This is a genomic window from Streptomyces sp. NPDC003327 (assembly GCF_053589515.1).
Genome location: NZ_JBSFSA010000025.1, coordinates 57,598 through 74,395 on the forward strand (window position 1 = coordinate 57,598; position 16,798 = coordinate 74,395).

Annotated in this window: 16 protein-coding genes; 2 read left to right on the top strand and 14 right to left on the bottom strand. The window is 75.2% G+C overall.

Annotated features, from left to right (window positions below; translation table 11 throughout):
* Positions 1 to 5: 5 nt before the first annotated feature.
* Together mmuM and ACWDVG_RS19855 are read right to left on the bottom strand one after the other, a co-directional pair.
* Entirely contained in the window at positions 6 to 929 is a 924-nt protein-coding gene (gene mmuM / locus ACWDVG_RS19850; protein WP_451700580.1) for a homocysteine S-methyltransferase, read from the bottom strand.
* Positions 930 to 933: 4 nt separating this feature from the next.
* On the bottom strand, positions 934 to 1,857 hold the full coding sequence (locus ACWDVG_RS19855; protein ID WP_451700581.1) for an LLM class F420-dependent oxidoreductase: 924 nt from the start codon (positions 1,855 to 1,857) through the stop codon (positions 934 to 936).
* 251 nt (positions 1,858 to 2,108) lie between these two features.
* On the opposite strand from ACWDVG_RS19855, the gene ACWDVG_RS19860 reads away from it, so the two are divergent.
* Entirely contained in the window at positions 2,109 to 2,462 is a 354-nt protein-coding gene (locus ACWDVG_RS19860; protein WP_451700582.1) for a hypothetical protein, read from the top strand.
* A gap of 44 nt (positions 2,463 to 2,506) precedes the next feature.
* On the opposite strand, the gene ACWDVG_RS19865 is transcribed toward ACWDVG_RS19860, so the two are convergent.
* The 4 genes from ACWDVG_RS19865 to ACWDVG_RS19880 form a co-directional block, all read right to left on the bottom strand.
* On the bottom strand, positions 2,507 to 2,992 hold the full coding sequence (locus tag ACWDVG_RS19865; RefSeq protein WP_451700583.1) for a DUF6099 family protein: 486 nt from the start codon (positions 2,990 to 2,992) through the stop codon (positions 2,507 to 2,509).
* A gap of 162 nt (positions 2,993 to 3,154) precedes the next feature.
* Positions 3,155 to 3,580 carry a nucleotide pyrophosphohydrolase gene (locus tag ACWDVG_RS19870; protein ID WP_451700584.1) on the bottom strand — a complete coding sequence of 142 codons (426 nt, stop codon included), beginning with the start codon at positions 3,578 to 3,580 and terminating at the stop codon, positions 3,155 to 3,157.
* Entirely contained in the window at positions 3,577 to 5,076 is a 1,500-nt protein-coding gene (locus ACWDVG_RS19875; protein ID WP_451700585.1) for an ATP-binding protein, read from the bottom strand. The genes ACWDVG_RS19870 and ACWDVG_RS19875 overlap by 4 nt, the downstream gene beginning before the upstream one ends.
* Positions 5,077 to 5,131: 55 nt before the next feature.
* The gene (locus tag ACWDVG_RS19880; RefSeq protein ID WP_451700586.1) at positions 5,132 to 5,560 is read right to left on the bottom strand and encodes a cell division protein SepF; all 429 of its coding nucleotides are present in this window, start codon (positions 5,558 to 5,560) and stop codon (positions 5,132 to 5,134) included.
* 51 nt (positions 5,561 to 5,611) lie between these two features.
* Here ACWDVG_RS19880 and ACWDVG_RS19885 point away from each other — a divergent pair, with 51 nt between their 5' ends.
* Positions 5,612 to 6,229 (top strand): NADP oxidoreductase, encoded by a 618-nt coding sequence (locus ACWDVG_RS19885; protein WP_451700588.1) that lies wholly within the window; start codon positions 5,612 to 5,614, stop codon positions 6,227 to 6,229.
* A gap of 76 nt (positions 6,230 to 6,305) precedes the next feature.
* Here ACWDVG_RS19885 and ACWDVG_RS19890 read toward each other — a convergent pair whose 3' ends face one another.
* The 8 genes from ACWDVG_RS19890 to ACWDVG_RS19925 all read right to left on the bottom strand — a co-directional run bounded on the left by ACWDVG_RS19890 (position 6,306) and on the right by ACWDVG_RS19925 (position 16,793).
* Positions 6,306 to 6,971, bottom strand: a complete 666-nt coding sequence (locus ACWDVG_RS19890; protein WP_451700589.1) for a GntR family transcriptional regulator — start codon at positions 6,969 to 6,971, stop codon at positions 6,306 to 6,308.
* A 231-nt stretch (positions 6,972 to 7,202) separates the two neighbouring features.
* On the bottom strand, positions 7,203 to 9,416 hold the full coding sequence (locus ACWDVG_RS19895; RefSeq protein WP_451700610.1) for an MMPL family transporter: 2,214 nt from the start codon (positions 9,414 to 9,416) through the stop codon (positions 7,203 to 7,205).
* A 385-nt stretch (positions 9,417 to 9,801) separates the two neighbouring features.
* Positions 9,802 to 11,073, bottom strand: coding sequence for a 3-deoxy-7-phosphoheptulonate synthase class II (locus ACWDVG_RS19900; protein WP_451700590.1), 1,272 nt, complete (start codon positions 11,071 to 11,073; stop codon positions 9,802 to 9,804).
* A gap of 13 nt (positions 11,074 to 11,086) precedes the next feature.
* Positions 11,087 to 13,267, bottom strand: coding sequence for an anthranilate synthase family protein (locus ACWDVG_RS19905; RefSeq protein ID WP_451700591.1), 2,181 nt, complete (start codon positions 13,265 to 13,267; stop codon positions 11,087 to 11,089).
* Positions 13,264 to 13,977, bottom strand: coding sequence for an isochorismatase family protein (locus ACWDVG_RS19910; protein ID WP_451700592.1), 714 nt, complete (start codon positions 13,975 to 13,977; stop codon positions 13,264 to 13,266). Before ACWDVG_RS19910 ends, ACWDVG_RS19905 begins: the two co-directional genes overlap by 4 nt.
* A 46-nt stretch (positions 13,978 to 14,023) precedes the next feature.
* Positions 14,024 to 14,866 carry a 2,3-dihydro-2,3-dihydroxybenzoate dehydrogenase gene (locus ACWDVG_RS19915; protein WP_451700593.1) on the bottom strand — a complete coding sequence of 281 codons (843 nt, stop codon included), beginning with the start codon at positions 14,864 to 14,866 and terminating at the stop codon, positions 14,024 to 14,026.
* Positions 14,863 to 16,497, bottom strand: a complete 1,635-nt coding sequence (locus ACWDVG_RS19920) for an amidohydrolase family protein (RefSeq protein WP_451700594.1) — start codon at positions 16,495 to 16,497, stop codon at positions 14,863 to 14,865. Before ACWDVG_RS19920 ends, ACWDVG_RS19915 begins: the two co-directional genes overlap by 4 nt.
* Complete coding sequence (locus ACWDVG_RS19925; protein ID WP_451700595.1) at positions 16,494 to 16,793, bottom strand: phosphopantetheine-binding protein; 300 nt, start codon at positions 16,791 to 16,793, stop codon at positions 16,494 to 16,496. The genes ACWDVG_RS19920 and ACWDVG_RS19925 overlap by 4 nt, the downstream gene beginning before the upstream one ends.
* Positions 16,794 to 16,798 lie beyond the last annotated feature (5 nt).

The window sequence follows — 16,798 nt, forward strand, 5'->3', positions numbered from 1 at the left end:
GCCCCTCAGTCGCCCTCGTGCGGTGGACGGCCCCTCAGGACCGTGGCGAGCGCGCCGACGGTGGGCGGCCCGACGCGGCAGCAGCCGCCGACGAGGCGGGCGCCCGCCGCGGCCCAGCCGGTCGCGAGGGCGGGGTCGAAGGCGACGTCCCCGCGCCAGCTCCGCGCGCCGGCGTCCCAGCTCTCCCCGCTGTTGGGGTAGACGACGCCGGGCTTGCCGGTGACGGCGACGGCCGACGCCACGGCGTCGCCCACGCCCGCCGGGTCGCAGCAGTTCACCCCGACGGCGACGACCTGATCGTTCCCGGCGGCGACCGCGAAGGCCTCCGCCAGCTCCTGCCCGGCGCGGGTCCGGCCGCCCTCGACGGTGTACGAGAGCCAGACGGGCACCCCGCACCCCTCGGCGGCCCTCAGCAGCGCCTCGGCCTCGTCGGCGTCGGGCACGGTCTCCAGGGCGAGGACGTCCGGCTCCGCCGCGGCCAGCGCCTCGATCCGGGGCCGGTGGAACCGTTCGAGCTGCCGCACCGAGAGCCCGTACCGGCCCCGGTACTCGGCGCCGTCCGCGAGCATCGCGCCGTACGGCCCGACGGAGGCCGCGACCCACACCTCCTCGGCCGCCCCCTCGGCCGCCGCGCGGGCGAGTCCCACGCTGCGGCCGAGGAGCCGCTCCGTCTCCGCCCTGCCGGTGCCCCGGCGGGCGAAGCCCTCGAAGGTGGCCTGGTAGCTGCCGGTGATCAGCACCCGGGCCCCGGCCCGTACGTACGCCGTGTGCGCGGCCTCGATCTGCTCGGGCGCCTCGGCGAGGAGCCGGGCGGACCAGAGCGCGTCCGACAGGTCGCAGCCCTGGGCCTCCAGTTGGTTGGAGAGCCCGCCGTCGAGGACGAGGACCTCCGCGGCGAGGGCATCGGCGAGCGTGCGGTCCGGCGTCATCGGTTCACCCCAGCTGCGACTGGACGCGGCCGGCGATCAGCTCCAGGTGGTCCAGGTCGTGCAGGTCGAGGACCTGGAGGTAGATCCGGGAGGAGCCGACGGCCGCGTACCGGCCGATCTTCTCGACGACCTCGTCCGGCGAACCGGCCAGGCCGTTCGCCTTCAGCTCGTCCACGTCCCGGCCGATGGCGGCGGCCCGGCGGGCCACCTCGGCGTCGTCCTTCCCGACGCAGACGACCAGCGCGTTGGAGTACACGAGGTCGTCCGCCCGCCGGCCCGCGGCCTCGGCCGCCGCCCGGACCCGGCCGAACTGCGCCTCGGTGTCCTCGACGGAGGCGAACGGGATGTTGAACTCGTCCGCGTACCGCGCGGCCAGCCGCGGCGTGCGGCTCGCGCCGTGCCCGCCGATCAGGACGGGGACCCGGTCCTGGGCCGGCTTGGGCAGGGCGGGCGAGTCGGTGAGCCGGTAGTGGGTGCCCTCGTAGGAGAAGGTCTTGCCGGCCTCCGTCTCCCACAGCCCGGTGACGATCGCCAGCTGCTCCTCCAGCCGGGCGAACCGCTCCTTGGGGAACGGAATGCCGTAGGCCGTGTGCTCCTCCTCGAACCAGCCCGCGCCGAGGCCCAGTTCCACCCGGCCGCCGGACATCTGGTCCACCTGGGCGACCTGGATGGCCAGGACGCCGGGGAGCCGGAAGGTGGCCGCGGTCATCAGGGTGCCGAGGCGGATCCGCTTCGTCTCGCGCGCGAGACCGGCGAGGGTGATCCAGGCGTCGGTGGGTCCGGGCAGCCCGTCGGCCGAGCCCATGCTGACGTAGTGGTCGGAGCGGAAGAAGGCGTCGAAGCCGAGCTCCTCGGTGGCGCGCGCCACCGAGAGCAGGGTGTCGTAGCTCGCCCCCTGCTGGGGTTCCGTGAAGATGCGAAGATCCATGCCTCCATCCTGCACCGTCGGGTGCGTGTCAACCTCTCCGTCAGCCCGTCGGGCCGTCCGGCCCTGTCGGGTGATATCCGTCCCCCTGGCGGGCTCCGTACCGCCCCGGCCAGTGACCGGGGCGCCGGGCCGTCGTTGGCTCGGGCGGAGCCGGACCGCCCGGCCCGCGTGCCGGCGGCCGCTGCCGGTGCGCCGCTCTCTCTTCCGGCCCCGTCGTCACACCGGCCGGGTCCGGGGCCGAGGAGGCCGCCATGTCCCAGGAAGCCGCGCCGGAGCGGGCCGTCCCCGAGCAACAGGTGCCGCAGGCCGTGCCCGAGCAGCAGGGCTCCGGCGCGCCGAAGGGCCTGCTCCAGCAGATGGAGGAGCTGATGGCGGCGCTCTCGGCCGACCTCTCCCAGCTGGACGCCGACCTCCAGTCCTCGGCCGACCGCGACGAGCCCGCGACGCACGACGGCCCGCGCCACGAAGGCCCGCAGCAGGACGGCCCGCGAGACGAGAGCCCCCGTCACGACGACCCGCGGCACGAGAGCCCCCGTCCCCGCCACGACGAGCCGCAGCAGGACGACGCCGAGCAGCGCCGGGGCGGCGGCAGCGACGTCTTCTGATCCACCGGAAACCCCCGCGCCCCCGGCCGATCGCCGCCCGCCGTTCACGACGGGTCCCGCCCGGGGCCCGCGCGGCCCCGGGCGTGGTCGGGAGGCCGCGCCCGGTCCCGGTCCCGCACCGCGAGGCGCCGCAGCATGCCGCGCACCCGGTCGCTCGACTCGTCGGCGGCGTCGATGGCCTCGATGCACTGCCAGTACAGCCCCTCCTCGTCGGTGGCGCAGGCCACGCCGACGAGCGCGATGCCCACCTCCCCGAGCAGCTCGGCGAGCGCCGTGAGCGCCGCCTCCGGGTCGAGGACCTCGGTGAGCTGCGCGGCCCTCGGGCCGCCCGCGCCCCACGCGGGGTACTCCCCGATCTCGCTCAGGCCCCGCGCCTCGCCGCGCAGCTCCAGCGGACCGCAGAGCGCGAGATGACTTCCCATTGCCTGGGCGAGCGCCTGTGCCTGCCAGGCCTCCGCCACGATGTCCTGCGCCGTTCCGCTCGCCGCCAGCGCGTGCCGGCCGACCGCGACGAGTCGCTCCGCCTCCATCAACACCGCCCCCGTTCCCACGACTTACCACCCACTGAGTCATTACCCAGAGTGAGGCCGCCTGAGCCCCGGCACCAGAGGAATTCGGAAATCTGTGGACAGGAGGCCTGAGGGGGAAAAGTCGATCACTCCGAAGAGTGACGACCCCGCCGTCGTGAGGGCTCAGGTGTCCGCTCCGCCGCGCCTCCGCACCGGAAATCGGACCTCGTTCCGGTCGATCTTCGCGGCGAGCGCGGTCAGCGGGTCGACGTCGAGCACGGCGCAGAACTGGAGCAGGTAGGCGAGGACGTCGGCGACCTCGTCCGCGACCCGGGGCGCCCGCTCCGGGTCCTCCATGACCCGCTCCGCCTCCTCGGGCGTCAACCACTGGAAGATCGCGAGCAGTTCGGCCGCCTCCACGCTGAGCGCCGCCACCAGGTTCTTGGGCGTGTGGTAGGGACCCCAGTCGCGCGCGGCCGCGAAGGCGACCAGCCTGCCCTGGAGTTCGGCCAGGTCGGGGGCCCGGTCCGGGACCTGGTCCGAGGCCTGACCCGGGGCCCGGTCCGAGGCCCGGTCCGGGCCGTCGTGCGTCGTCTCGTTCTCCGTCATGGCTCCAGGTCTACCACCGTGACCCCCGGCAGGGAGCGCGCCTCCCGCGCCGCCTCCTCGCCCACCGCGCCGACGACCCGGATGTGGCCGTCCGCGGCCACCGACGAGGTCAGGGCGAGCAGTTCGCGCCGTTGGCGCCCGTCGAGCCCGCGGTCCAGGTCGTCCGCGAGCAGGGTCAGGAGCTGCATGGCGTCCGGCACCTCCGCGATCCGGTCCATGGCCAGCACCCCGGGCCCGGTGAGGAGGGTCACCGCGAGGGCCAGGTAGCGGAGTTCGCCGTCGCCGAGGCGGCCGAGCGGGGTCGCGGGGCGGGCGCCGCCGCGTTCGAGCACGGCGCGGACCGTGCCGTCCGGCAGCTCGCGCACGGCGAGACCCGTGACGGGCCCGGCGCAGCCCGCGCCCGCCGTCGCCGCGAACCGCTGGTGGCGCCGCGCGCAGGCGGTGCTCGTGCGGTGGAGGACCTCCGCGAGGTTCCCGCAGCCTCGGCGCAGCCTGCCGTCCCCCGGCGGCACGGGTGCCCGCATGCGGTCGGGGCGCGGCTCGCAGGCGAAGACGGACCGCAGTCCGATGACGAGCTGTTCGGCCGCGGCCAGGACCTCCAGCTGGCCGGGCGTCTTGCCCGCGACGCGCAGCGGGAGCAGCGCCGTGCCGAGGAGGTCGTCGGGGAGCGGGGCCCGGGTGACGGGGGTGGCGCCCGCCGTGTACCAGGCGGCCTGGACGGTGCTGCGGCCCGGGTCGCGCAGGGCGGTGGTGAGCAGGGGGCGGCCGTGGCGGCTGAGGCGTTCGCCGACGATGCGGAGCCGCGGCTCGACCTGGACGGCGAGGTCGAGGTGGACGGGGCCCGCGGGTCCTTCGACGGTGCATCCGATGCGGAAGCCGCGCCGTCCCTGGGCGTCAGGCCGGGCCCGGTCGGGGACGTGGTCGCCGGGGTGGGGGAAGACCTCGCCGAGGGGCTCGCCCGCGCCGAGCCGGGCCAGTGCCTCGTACGCCCGGAGGGTGGTGCTCTTGCCGCTGCCGCTGGGCCCGGCGAAGAGGGTGACGGGGCCGAGCGCGTGGACGTCCGCCCGACGCCCGCCGAAGGCGGACAGGCGCAGTTCGGTTACGGCGGGGCGGGCGGCGTTCCCGTCGGCGTCGCCGCCCGCGCCCGGGTCGGTCGCGGCCAGGTCGCCCCCCGGCGCCCGGGCCGCGTCACCCCGAACCGACCCGCCCCGAACTGACTCGCCCCGAGACGAACGGGCCGGGGCGGGGACCCGCGCGGGGGCCGCCCGGCCGTCCTGGGGGTCCGCGCCGCGTCCCGGAGCTCCGCTCGGACGCCGTGCCTCGGGGACGGAGGCACGGGGTCCGGCGGCAGTGGGGGACCCGACGGCGGCACGGGGTCCGGCGGCGGTACGGGTTCCGGCTGCGGGGCCGGCCGGGCCGGAGGAAGCGGCGCGCGGCGGCGCGGGCGTGGGGTCGTCGGGCGTGCGGGCGAGCGTGGCGCCGCCGGTGAGGTCCATGCCGGGACCGTACGCATCCGTCCACCTGACGAACCGTTACGGCGAGACGGCCTTCCTACGATCGGGGGACACCGGCCGCGGTGGCGCCCCCGACCGACTCCGAGTCCTCGACGGCGCCCTCGACCTCGGTGCCCGCGGGGGCCAGCAGGAAGACGTTCCGGTCAACCCGGTGCATGCCGCTGCCGAGGCCGAAGACGACGCCGCTGCTGAAGTCGAGGATGCGCTTGGCGACCTCGGTGTCGGCGCTGGTCAGGTCGAGGAGGACCGGGACCTGGGCGATGAGGTACTCGGCGACCTCGCGGGCGTCGGCGAACACCTGGACCCGCAGCACGACCATGCGGCGCTGCTCGGCGGACTCGTACTGCTCGGGGATCGTGCGGTGGTCGACCCTGGACGGCCATTCGTCACGGCCGCGCAGGGGGACGACCTGGGCCAGGCCCTCCCACTGCTCGTCGGTGACGTCGTACCTCTCGTACCTACTCATGGGTCCATCCTCCCGCTCCTCACCCGTTCGGCCCAACAACGACACGAAGTCATGACCCGAACGACGGCACGGTACGGCAACGGGGCCTCAGACGAAGGTCTTGGCCAGCCGGCGCAGGCCCTCCGCGATCTCGTCGGCCGGGTGCGTGGTGAACGACAGGCGCAGGGCGCCCGGGTCGGGGTTCCCGCTGAAGAACGGCGTCCCGGGACGTACGCCACCTCGTGGCCGACCGCCGTCGCCAGGAGCGCGGTCGCGTCGAACCCCTCGGGGAGGGTCGCCCAGACGAACATGCCGCCCTCCGGCCGGTTCCAGCGGCTGCTCACGGAGGGCGGTCCCTCGGCGGCGCTCCGGCTCGCCGCGGCGGCGCCGGGGGCCCGGGTCGTCAAGGCGTTCCACCTCTGCCACGAGAACGTGTGGCGGATGACCCCGCCGGTCTTCGACGGCCGGCCGCTCGCGGTGCCGGTCTGCGGGGACGACGAGGCGGCGCTCGCGCGGGTGTACACGCTGGTACGGGACGTGGGCTGCGAGCCGGTGGCGGGAGGCGGCCTCGGGCGCGCCGGGCTGCTGGAGGCGACGGCCGCGCTGTTCATCGGGCTGTGGGTGGCGGAGCACGCCGACGCCCGGGCCGTCGCGCCGCCGCTGGACTTCGCGACGGGCCCGGGGAGGTGAGGCGCCCGGGGTGACGGCCGGAGCGGCCGGACCCGGGCGAGGGCCCGGAGTGACGGGCCCCGGCGCCCGCGAGGTCTCAGGCGTCGGCCGCCCAGAGGGAGCGCACGTGGCCGAGGTGGCGGCGCATGCACGCCTCCGCTCCGGCCGCGTCGCCCGCGAGCATCAGGTCGAGGAGTTCCAGGTGTTCCTCGGCGGAGCTGACGAGCTTTCCGGCCTCGGAGAGGGCGGTGAGGCCGTAGAGCCGGGAGCGCTTGCGGAGATCCCCCACGGTCTCGACGAGCCGGTCGTTGCCACTGAGGGCGAGCAGCGCGAGGTGGAAGCGGCGGTCCGCCTCCAGGTAGCCGATGAGGTCGTGGGCGCGGGCGCTGTCGACGATCTCCTGGGCGACCGGGCGGAGTTCCTCCAGCTGCTCGGGGCGGGCGGTCCGGGTCACCCGGCCGATGGTGGGGACCTCGATGAGGGTGCGGAGTTCGGTGAACTGGTCGAGGTCCCGCTCGCTGACCTCGGTGATGCGGAAACCCTTGTTCCGCACGGGCTCCACGAGGCCCTCGCGGGCCAGGTCGAGCATGGCCTCGCGGACCGGGGTGGCGGAGACGCCGAGGTCGGCGGCGAGACCGGGGGCCGAATAGACCTGGCCGGGGCGCAGTGCGCCGGCGATGAGCGCCGCGCGGAGCGCGTGGCCGACCTGGTCGCGGAGCCGCTCCTGCGCCCGGACGAGGCCGTACTGCTTCAGGTCACCCATCGTGTGTCCTCCGGGACGTCGCGGAGGGGCATCGTACAATGTCACGTTTCTCCGGCCGTCGCTGCGGCGCGAGCCGTACGCGGTCGCGCGGGCCGGTCGCCGGGCGCGCGGGCCGCCGGTCGCCGGTCGCCGGTCGCCGGTCGCTGACGCACGAGGCCTCCCCGGGCGGCGGGGGCGGAGCCCGGGGAGGCCTCGTGCGTCGCGGCGGCGGCGGTTCAGGCCGACGGCGGTTCAGGCGGCCGGGACCGGCTGCTGGCGCTCGGCCTCGTCCGCCGCGGGGTCGCCCTCGCTGAGGCCGACCCGGTCGTGCAGCTTGCGCAGGCCGCGCGGGGCGTACCAGGCGGCGCCGCCGAGGACCCGCATCGCGGCGGGCACCAGCACGCCGCGGACCAGGAGCGCGTCGATCACCACGGCGAGACCGCTGCCGATGCCGAACATCATCAGGAAGCTGATGGAGCTCGTGCCGAAGGCGAAGAAGCTGACCGAGAGCAGACCGGCGGCGACGGTGACGATCCGGCCGGTCCTGGCGAGTCCCTGGGTGACGACGCTCTCGCGGTCGTGTCCCGCGTCGTGGAGCTCCTTCATCCGGCTGGTCACGAACACCTCGTAGTCCATCGACAGTCCGAAGGCCACGCAGAAGAACAGCACGGTCATGGAGGTGTCGAGCGGCTGCGGGGTGAAGCCGAGCCAGGAGGAGAGGTGGCCGTCCTCGAAGATCCAGACCATGACGCCGACGGAGGCGGTGAGGCTGACGGCGTTGAGGACGAGCGCGCGCAGCGGCTGGACGACGCTGCCGGTGAAGAGGAAGAGCAGGACGAAGGTGGTGACGACGATCAGTCCGGCGGCGATGGGAAGCCGGACGCCGATGGAGTGCTTGGAGTCGACCAGGCGGGCGTCCTGGCCGCCGACGAGGACGTCGGTGCCCGCCGGCGGGGCGACCGCGCGGATCTCCTCGGCGAGGCTCTGGGCCTCCTCCGACTTGGTGGGATGGCTGATGGTGACGACGAGCCGCTGGGCGTCGTCGCGGCCGAGGGCCGCGGCGGCGGGGCCGGGCCGGCCGGCGGTGCCGTCGCGGTACGAGCCGGTGCTGGTGGCGACCTGCTCGACGCCGTCGAGGCGGGACACCTCCTTCGCGTACTCCTGGAAGGCGGTGCCGGTGGCGCCGTTGAGGGCGACGATCTGGACGGCGTTGTTCTCGTCGCCGGGGAAGTCCTCCTGGAGCTGGGTGGCGACCTGGCGGCTGCCGGCGCTCTCGGGCAGGACGCGCTCGTCCGGGGTGCCGAAGGTGACGGAGAGGAGGGGGCTCGCGGCCAGCAGCATGAGGGCGAGGACCGGGAGCGCGGTCAGCGCGGGCCTGCGCATCACGAGGGCGGCGAGCTTGCCCCAGAACGGCGTGTCGGTGCGCTGGACGCGCGCGGCCCACGGCAGGCGGCCCTTGTTCACACGGGGGCCGAGGGCGGCGAGCATCGGCGGGATGACGAAGAGGGCGCTGAGGGCGGAGATGAGGACGACGCCGATGCCCGCGTACGCGAAGGAGCGCAGGAAGAACGGCGGGAAGATGAGGAGGGCGGCGAGCGCGGCGATGACGGTGGCCGCCGAGAAGACGATGGTGCGGCCTGCGGTCTGGACGGTGCGGCGCAGGGCGTCGTCGACCTCGGCGCCCGCGGCCAGTTGCTCGCGGAAGCGGCTGACGAGCAGGAGCGCGTAGTCGATGCCGAGGCCGAGGCCGAGGGCGGTGGTGAGGTTGATGGCGAAGACGGAGACCTCGGTGGCGCTGCCGATGACGAAGAGCTCGGCGAAGGTGCCCATGACGGCGAACATCCCGATGACGAGCGGGAGGAGCGCGGCGACGACGCTGCCGAAGGCGAGGACGAGCAGGACGAGGGTGATGGGTACGGCGATGGCCTCGGCGATCGCGAGGTCCTTGCCGACCTGCGTGGTCACGTCGTTCATGATCGCGGAGAGGCCGCCGGCCTGGACCTCGACGCCGTTCCTGACGCCGCCGTGCTCCTCGATCACGGCCTTGGCGAGGTCGGCGCGTTCGTTCTCGTCGCCGTTCACATGGGCGAGGACGAGGGCCTTCTTGCCGTCGCGGGAGGCGAGGGCGTCGGCTCCGGTGTCCCAGTAGGAGATGACGTTGCCGACCGTCGCGTCCTTCTTGAGCGCCTCGGTGAGGGTACGGCCCCGCTCCTCGACGGCCGGCGAGTCGAGCGGACTTCCGTCCACGGCGCGGACGAGCAGGACGAGGTCGGTCTCGCCGCCGAACTTCTCGTCGATGACGCTCTGGGCGCGCGCCGAGGGCGCGTCGGGGTCGTCGAAGCCGCCGCTGAGCAGCTTGCCGAAGGCGCCGACGCCCAGCGCGCCCATCAGGGCGACGACGGCGGCGGCGAGCACGAGAAGTAACCGGGTCCTGCGCAGTGCGAGTTCGGCGATCCTGGTGAGCACGGTGGGCACTTCCCTTGGGTGAGTCGAGGGTGAGGGCGTGGTGGTGACAGGGGGGCGGTGTGGCCCCGGCCGCACATCCGGGGCCACACCAGGAGCCGGAGGAAGCGGCGACGAACCCCCCTCCGCACGGGGAGGGTGGCCATGTCAGAATAGACAGCGGCACTAGCCGTTGTCTACTGAGGGCCCGGGTGCGCCCGTCGTCCCCTCTCCCCCGTCGTCGGGAGCCGCCGCCCCGTCCGAGGCCTCCGGGCGGGCGGGTTCCTCGCCCGGATACACGTCCGGGTACACCCCGGCTCCCATGCAGAACACCGCCCGCCAGCCCAGTGCCGACGACGGCCGTTCACCCATGACCGCTCACCTCCGCCCTCCCCTTCGCCCGCGCGCCTCAGGCCGGCACCGGTACGACCCCGGGCGGTACGACCCGGGGCGCCCCGACCGGGGCGAGCAGGCCCGCGATCATCCGGCCCATCTCCAGGGACTGGTCGCGGTTGAGCCGGGGGTCGCAGGCGGACTCGTAGCACCGGCCCAGGTCGGCCGGGGCCACCGCGCCGCCGCGCGCGGAACCCGAACCGCCGCCGACGCACTCGGTCACGGCGGCCCCCGTCATCTCCAGGTGCACCCCGCCCGGGTGGGTCCCGAGCGCCCGGTGCACCTCGAAGAAGCCGGCGATCTCGTCGTGGACGTCGTCGAAGTGCCGGGTCTTGTGTCCCGACTGCGCGGTGTAGGTGTTGCCGTGCATCGGGTCGCAGACCCAGACGGCGGGCGAGCCCGACTCCGTCAGCGCCTCGATCAGCCGGGGCAGCACCCGCCGCACGGCCCGCGCGCCGACCCGGACGACGAAGGTGAGCCGCCCCGGGACGCGGCCGGGGTCGAGCCGCCGGGCGAGGGCGAGGAGATCGGCCGGTTCGGCCGTCGGCCCGATCTTCACCGCCACCGGGTTGGCGACGCCCGCCAGGTGGTCGACGTGCGCGCCCCCGAGGTCACGGGTCCGCTCCCCCACCCACAGGAGGTGGCCGGAGGCCGCGTAACGGCGCCCCGGGGACCGTACGTCGAGACGGGTGAGCGGCCGCTCGTAGTCGAGGAGCAGGCCCTCGTGGGAGACGAACAGGTCCCGTCGGGCGTCGGGCGCCACGGACCGCAGATAGGTGTCGAGGTGCTGGAGCGTGGCGCGGGCGGCGGTGTACGCGCGGAGCATCCGGTGCGGGTCGGGCACGCGCTCGGCCTCGGTGAAGCCCACGCCGTTGACCGCGTCGCCCCGGTAGACCGGGAGGGTGACGTCGCCGCGGGTCTCGGTGGGGCGGGAGCGGGGCTTGGCGTACTGGCCGGCCATCCGGCCGACCGTCACCACCCGCGTGCCGGTGGCGCGTTCGAGACCGGACGCCATCCTCAGGAGCGTCTCGGCGGTGGCGTGCACGGCCTGCGGCGTCACCCGGTCGAACACCTCGGCGCAGTCGCCGCCCTGGAGCAGGAACGCCTCGCCGCGGGCGACCTCGGCCAGCCGCGCGTGCAGCCGGTCCACGTCCTCGGGGGCGACCAGCGGGGGCAGCCCGGCGAGCCGGCCGCGCACCCAGCGCAGCGCGGCCGGGTCGGGCCAGTCCGGCTGCTGGGCGGCCGGAAGGTCCGTCCGGGGGACGGACGTCTGATCGAACTCGCTCATGTCGTCCTCAGCCTCACGCTTCTGCGGTCGCGGGTGCGGGTGCGGTACGCCACGGGACGGGCGGCGGCGGAGGACCGACAACACCGGCACCCGCCCGTGCCCCGGTGCCTGCCCGTACCCCCGTGCCCGCGGGCTCGCTCAGCAGCGAGACCAGCAGGTCACCGACGATCCCGCGGCCGTCCCGGGTCATCACGGACGCGGGATGGAACTGCACGGAGGCGAAGCCCGGTCCGCGCAGGGCGTGCACCTCGCCGGTCGCGGCGTCGCGCGCGACCCGGACCGTGCCCGGCCGCACGGCGACACCGGGGAAGGCGTCCGTCTCGCTGACCGCCGCGAAGGAGTTGTAGAAGTAGACGAGTTCGCGGCGGCCGAAGAGGTCGATCTCGTGCTGCGCGCCCTGGTGGGGGACCTTCTTGCGGACCAGGGGCAGCCCGAGGAGGCCGCTGAGCACCTGGTGCCCGAGGCAGACCGAGAGGAACGGCGTGCCGCGTTCGAGGAGTTCGCCGGTGGCCTCGTACAGGTAGCCGATCTTGGGGTGCTCCACCTCGCGCGGGTCACCGGGGCCCGGGCCGACGATGACGAGGTCGGCGCCCTCCAGGAGGAACATCTCGTCGAAGCGCCGGACGTCCACGGTGCAGCCGAGCGAGCGCAGCAGCGTCGCCCCCATCGCCGTGAAGGTGTCCTCGGCGTCGATGATCAGCACCCGGCGCCCTTCCAGGCCGGGGCGGGCCTGCGAGCGGGCCGTCGGCGGGGCCTGCCAGAAGGGCGCGAGGGGCGCGTTGCGCGCGGCCAGCGCCTCGGCGACGCCCGGCAGTTCGGCGACGCCCGGCAGTTCGGCGACGGCGGGTCGTTCGGCGACCTCCGGCCGGGCCGCGGAAGCGCGGCCGGTGACGGGAGCCGGGGCGGCCGCGGGCCGCTCCTCCCCGTCGTAGAGCGCGGCGAGCAGTCCGGCCGCCTTGGCCCGGGTCTCGACGGACTCGGCCGCCGGGTCGGAGTCGCGGACGAGCGTCGACCCCACGCCGAGCCGCAGCGTGCCGGTGGCGTCGACGTCGGCCGTACGGATCAGGATGGCGGAGTCCATGGTCCGGCCGCCCCGGGCGTCGCGGCCGATGAGCGCGGCGACCCCGGAGTAGTAGCCGCGGCCCTCGGGCTCGAAGCGGGCGATGACCCGGCAGGCGCTCTCCACCGGGCTGCCGGTGACGGTCGGCGCGAGGAGGGTCTCCTTGAGCACCTCGCGGACGTCACGGGTGGTGCGGCCCTCGATGTAGTACTCGGTGTGGGCGAGGTGCGCCATCTCGCGCAGCCGGGGGCCGAGCACCTGCCCGCCCTCGTCGCAGACCCGGCTCATCATCTTCAGTTCCTCGTCGAGGACCATGTAGAGCTCGTTGGTCTCCTTGTCGTCGGAGAGGAACGCGAGGACGCCCTCGGCCGTGGGTCCCTCCGGCGGGTAGCGGTACGTGCCGCTGATCGGGTTCATGACGGCGGTGCCCCGGTCGAGGGTGATGTGCCGCTCGGGGCTGGCCCCGACGAGCGTGCGGTCGCCGAGGTGGACGAGGAAGGTCCAGTACTGTCCCGGGGCGCCGTTCAGGAGCCGGGCGTAGAGGGCCAGGGCGGCCGGGACGGACCAGCCCTCCAGCTCGGCGGTGAACGTCCGCTTGAGGACGAAGTTGGCTCCGGCGCCCGCGCCGATCTCCTCGTCGAGGATGCGCCGCACGGTCGCCGCGTACTCCTCGTCGTCCCGGTCGAAGCGCCCGTCCCGCACCCGGATCGGGTACGCCGCCCCGTCGGGGAGCCGGGACACGACCGCGTCGAGCGGCAGCGCGGCCTGCTCCTCGACGGTCATGGCGAGCAGCGGGGTCTTGTCGTCGACGTGCGCGAAGCCCTGCTCGGCGATCTGGCGGTACGGGACGAGGACCAGCAGCTCGTGCCGCCCGCCCGTGCTCGCCTCGTCCGCTCCGGTGTGCTCCCGTACGGGCAGGTCGGCGAGGTCCGTGAACCGTTCGACCGGGCCGGTCAGGAGGTCCACCCGGGGCGGCGCCTCCGGGTCCGCCGACTCGGGCCGGAACAGCAGGGCGAACGGCGCGGTGCTCGCGCCGCCCGCGATCCGGTCGAGGAGGGCGTACGGGTCGGGGGTCGCCGGGCCCGGGGCCGCCGCGTCCGGGGTCGACGGGTCCGGGATCGTGGTCCTGCTCATGCGCGCTCACCCGCCCCCGCGGACACGCCGCCCGCCGTCGCCGCCGCGAGGCCGGCACCCGCACCGGCCGCGAACGCGTCGCACAGTTCCTTCGTGGGCAGCACCATGGCGCACCGGGCGGCCGCGTACTCCAGGGCCATGCGGTGCTCCGCGGTGCCGAAGTCGGCCACCGCGTCGCCCGCCAGGAAGGTGCGGACGCCGTGGGCGAAGCCCTCGCAGGCCGTCTGCAGGATGCCCACGTGCGCGTACACCCCGCAGACAACGAGCTGGTCCCGCCCCGCCTCGCGGAGCAGGTCGAGCAGCTCGGTGTCGAAGTAGGCGCTGGGCCGCCACTTGGTGAGGACCGTGTCGCCCGCCCCGGGGGCCAGTTCGTCGACGATCTGGCGGTGGGCGGGATCCGCGCTCATGCCGGGGCCCCAGAAGTCGACGAGCAGGCCGCGCTGCTCGGGCGTCATGCCGCCCGGCTGGGCGGTGTAGACGACGGGCACGCCCGCGACGACGGCCGCCTCGCGCAGCGCGACCGCGTGGGCGAGCAGCTCCTCGCGCGGGGACGCGCCCCGGGGGAAGGGCCGGAGGAAGTACCGCTGCATGTCGTGGATCAGGAGCACGGCGCGGGCCGGGTCGACCGTCCAGGAGGCGGTGTTGCGCGGCAGCTCACCGGCCGTCGGCATGGGATAGGGGGGAATCTCGGGAAGGGAGTTCTCTGCCATGGTGTGGCCCTTCTGGTCGACAGGGCGACGACGCGCCCCGGGCGGGTCAGACGCCGAGGGTGGCTCCGCCGTCAACGGTCAGGTCCTGCAGGGTGATGTGGGCGGCGGCGTCGGACAGCAGGAAGAGCACCGCCTGCGCCACGTCGGAGGGGCGGGCCAGACGGCCGGTGGGGATGCCGACGCGGAATGCCTTCGCGACGCCCTCGATCGAGGCGGCCTCCGCGCCGTCACCGGACCAGAGGGAGGTCAGCATCGGGGTGTCCGTGGAGCCGGGCGCGACGACGTTGCAGCGGATGCCGTGGCCGGCGAGTTCCAGGCCGAGGCACTTGGTGAAGGCCTGGGCGGCGGCCTTGGACGCGGCGTAGGCGGCCATGTCGGTGCGGGCGGTGCGGGCGCAGTTGGAGGCGACCGTCACGATGGCGCCCCTGCGGCGCTCCTTCATGCGGGCCGAGACGGCGCGGGAGACCAGGAAGACGCCGGTGGCGTTCACCGCGAGGGTGTCGTGCCAGTCCGCGTCGGCCAGGTCGTGCACGGATCCGGGGCGCAGAATGCCGGCGGCGTTCACCAGCCGGTCGACGGGGCCGAGTTCGCGCTCGGCCGTCTCCACGACGTCCGCCACGTCGGCGGCGCTGGAGACGTCGGCGGGGAGCACGAGCAGGCGGGCGGCGGCCCCGGGGCCGCCGTCGGCGCCGCCCTTCAGCTCGGTGGCGAGGGCGTCGAGCGCCGCCCGGTCCCGGTCGACCAGGCCGACCGAGACGCCCCGGGCGTACAGGGCGCGGGCGATCTCGGCCCCGATGCCGCCGGCCGCGCCGGTGACGAGGGCGACCTCGCCGTGGGCGCCTCCGGCACGGGCGGGCGCGACGGAGGACCGCGCGGGTGCTGTGGTCACTTCTCCTCCTGGGTCCGGTGCGGTACGGGTCGGGCCGCGGCCGCGCCGGACGCGGCCCCGCTCGGTGCGGAGGCGTTCGCCGGGGCCCCGCTCGGTGCGGGCGCGCCGGAGCGGCGGCGGGCGGAGCGGGCGTACAGCCGGTCGACGGCCTCGCGCTCCACGCCGAGGCAGCGCACCGAGAAGGAGCGGAGCGCCTCCTCGTACGCGGCGAGGAGTTCGTCCTCGTCGACGGTGACGCTGCGGCCGCCCTCGATGAGCACCCGGCCGCCGACGACGACGGTGTCGATGTCGCCGGAGCCGGCCGTGGCCAGGAAGGTCTCCAGCGGCCGGGGGGTGTGGACGTACCGCCAGTCGTCCATGCGGACGAGCACGAAGTCCGCCTCCTTGCCGGGCTCCAGGCTGCCGATCCGGTCGTCCCAGCGCAGGCCGCGGGCGGCGAGGCGGGTCGCCATGGCGAGGGCGTCGGTGGGGACGACGACCGTGGAGTCGGCGTACAGCTCGTTGTGCCCCTGCCAGGCCGCGCGCATCTGCTCGGTCATGCCCGCGAAGACGAGCGGCTGGCCGTCGGTGGAGAGGGAGACGTCGAGTCCGGCGCGGCGCAGCTCCGGGATGAGCCGGGTCTCGGTCATGGCGGACTCGCCCGCCCCGCCGTACTTGGCCGGCGAGTGGCTGAGGTGGACGCGGCCGGCGAGGAGCAGCTCGCGCTCCTCGGCGTCGACGAAGGCGGTGTGGACCGACATCAGCCGCTCGTCGAGGAGGCCGAGGTCGGCGAAGCGCCGTACGGGCGTGGCGCCGTAGTACTGCTCGACGACGGCGGACTCGTTGCGCTGGGCGCCGATGTGGGAGGCGAAGCCGGTGTCGTGCCGGGCGACGAGTTCGGCGAGGCCCCGGCCGAGCTCGTCGGTCATGTTGGTGCCGTAGACGGCGGTGGGGCGGGCCTTGAGGAGCCCGGTGGTGTCCGCCTCGCAGCGCTTGATCAGCGCCTCGACGCCGGCGAGGAGCGCGTCGGTGTCGCGGGTGCGGCGGAAGCGGCTCTCGCCGGGCGCGCAGACGGCGTCCGCCGCCCAGGTGCTGATCGAGCACCGCATGCCGAGGCCGACGGCGGCGGCCGCCAGGGCCTCGGGGCGGTTGACGGAGCCGACGTCGCCGAGGGTGGTGGAGCCGGCGCGCAGCTGGGTCCAGAGGGAGAAGCGTGCGATCGCCTCGGCCTCGTCGGGGGTGAGGCCGTCGATCATATCGTGGAACGCGTCGAAGACCGCGGACGTACGGTGCATGTCGCCGCCCCTGGCGAGGAACCCGGGCTTGTCCTCCCGGTCCGACGCCGGGCGGAAGGCGCCGTTGAACGGCAGGCGGGTGGCGAAGAGTTCGTGCCAGTGGGCGTTGACGAAGCCGGGCATGGCGAGCATCCGGCGGCCGTCGATCGTGCGCAGGGCGGCCCGCGCGGCCGGGTCGAGGGCGGCGACGGCGGCGTCGACCTCGGCCGTCGTGCCGACGGCGGCGATCCGGCCGTCGACGACGAGCAGCGAGCCGTCGGGCAGGACCCGGTCGGTGGCGTCGGCGGGGTAGACGTACGCCCCGCGCAGCAGCATCGGGGCGGGGGCCCCGGCGGCGTCCGGCTCCGGGGCGGTCACGCGGCACCGCCGTCCGGCGCCGCGGCGGCGGTGCGGGCGCGGACCTGCTCCAGGTGCAGGGCCCAGCCGCCGACGGTGGGTCCGGCGACGAGCGTGTCGAAGTCGACGGGCGTCCCGGCCCGGCGCCACCGGCTGCTGATCCGCATCACGTCGAGGGACGCGAGGCCGAGGTGGACGAGGTTGGCGTCGTCGGCCAGTTCGGACGGGTCCAGGCCGATGAGGGCGGAGACGGCCTCGCGCACCTCCTGCCGGGTGGTCTCGGCCGCGTGCTCTGCGCTCACTTCAGTGCTGTCCATGGGAG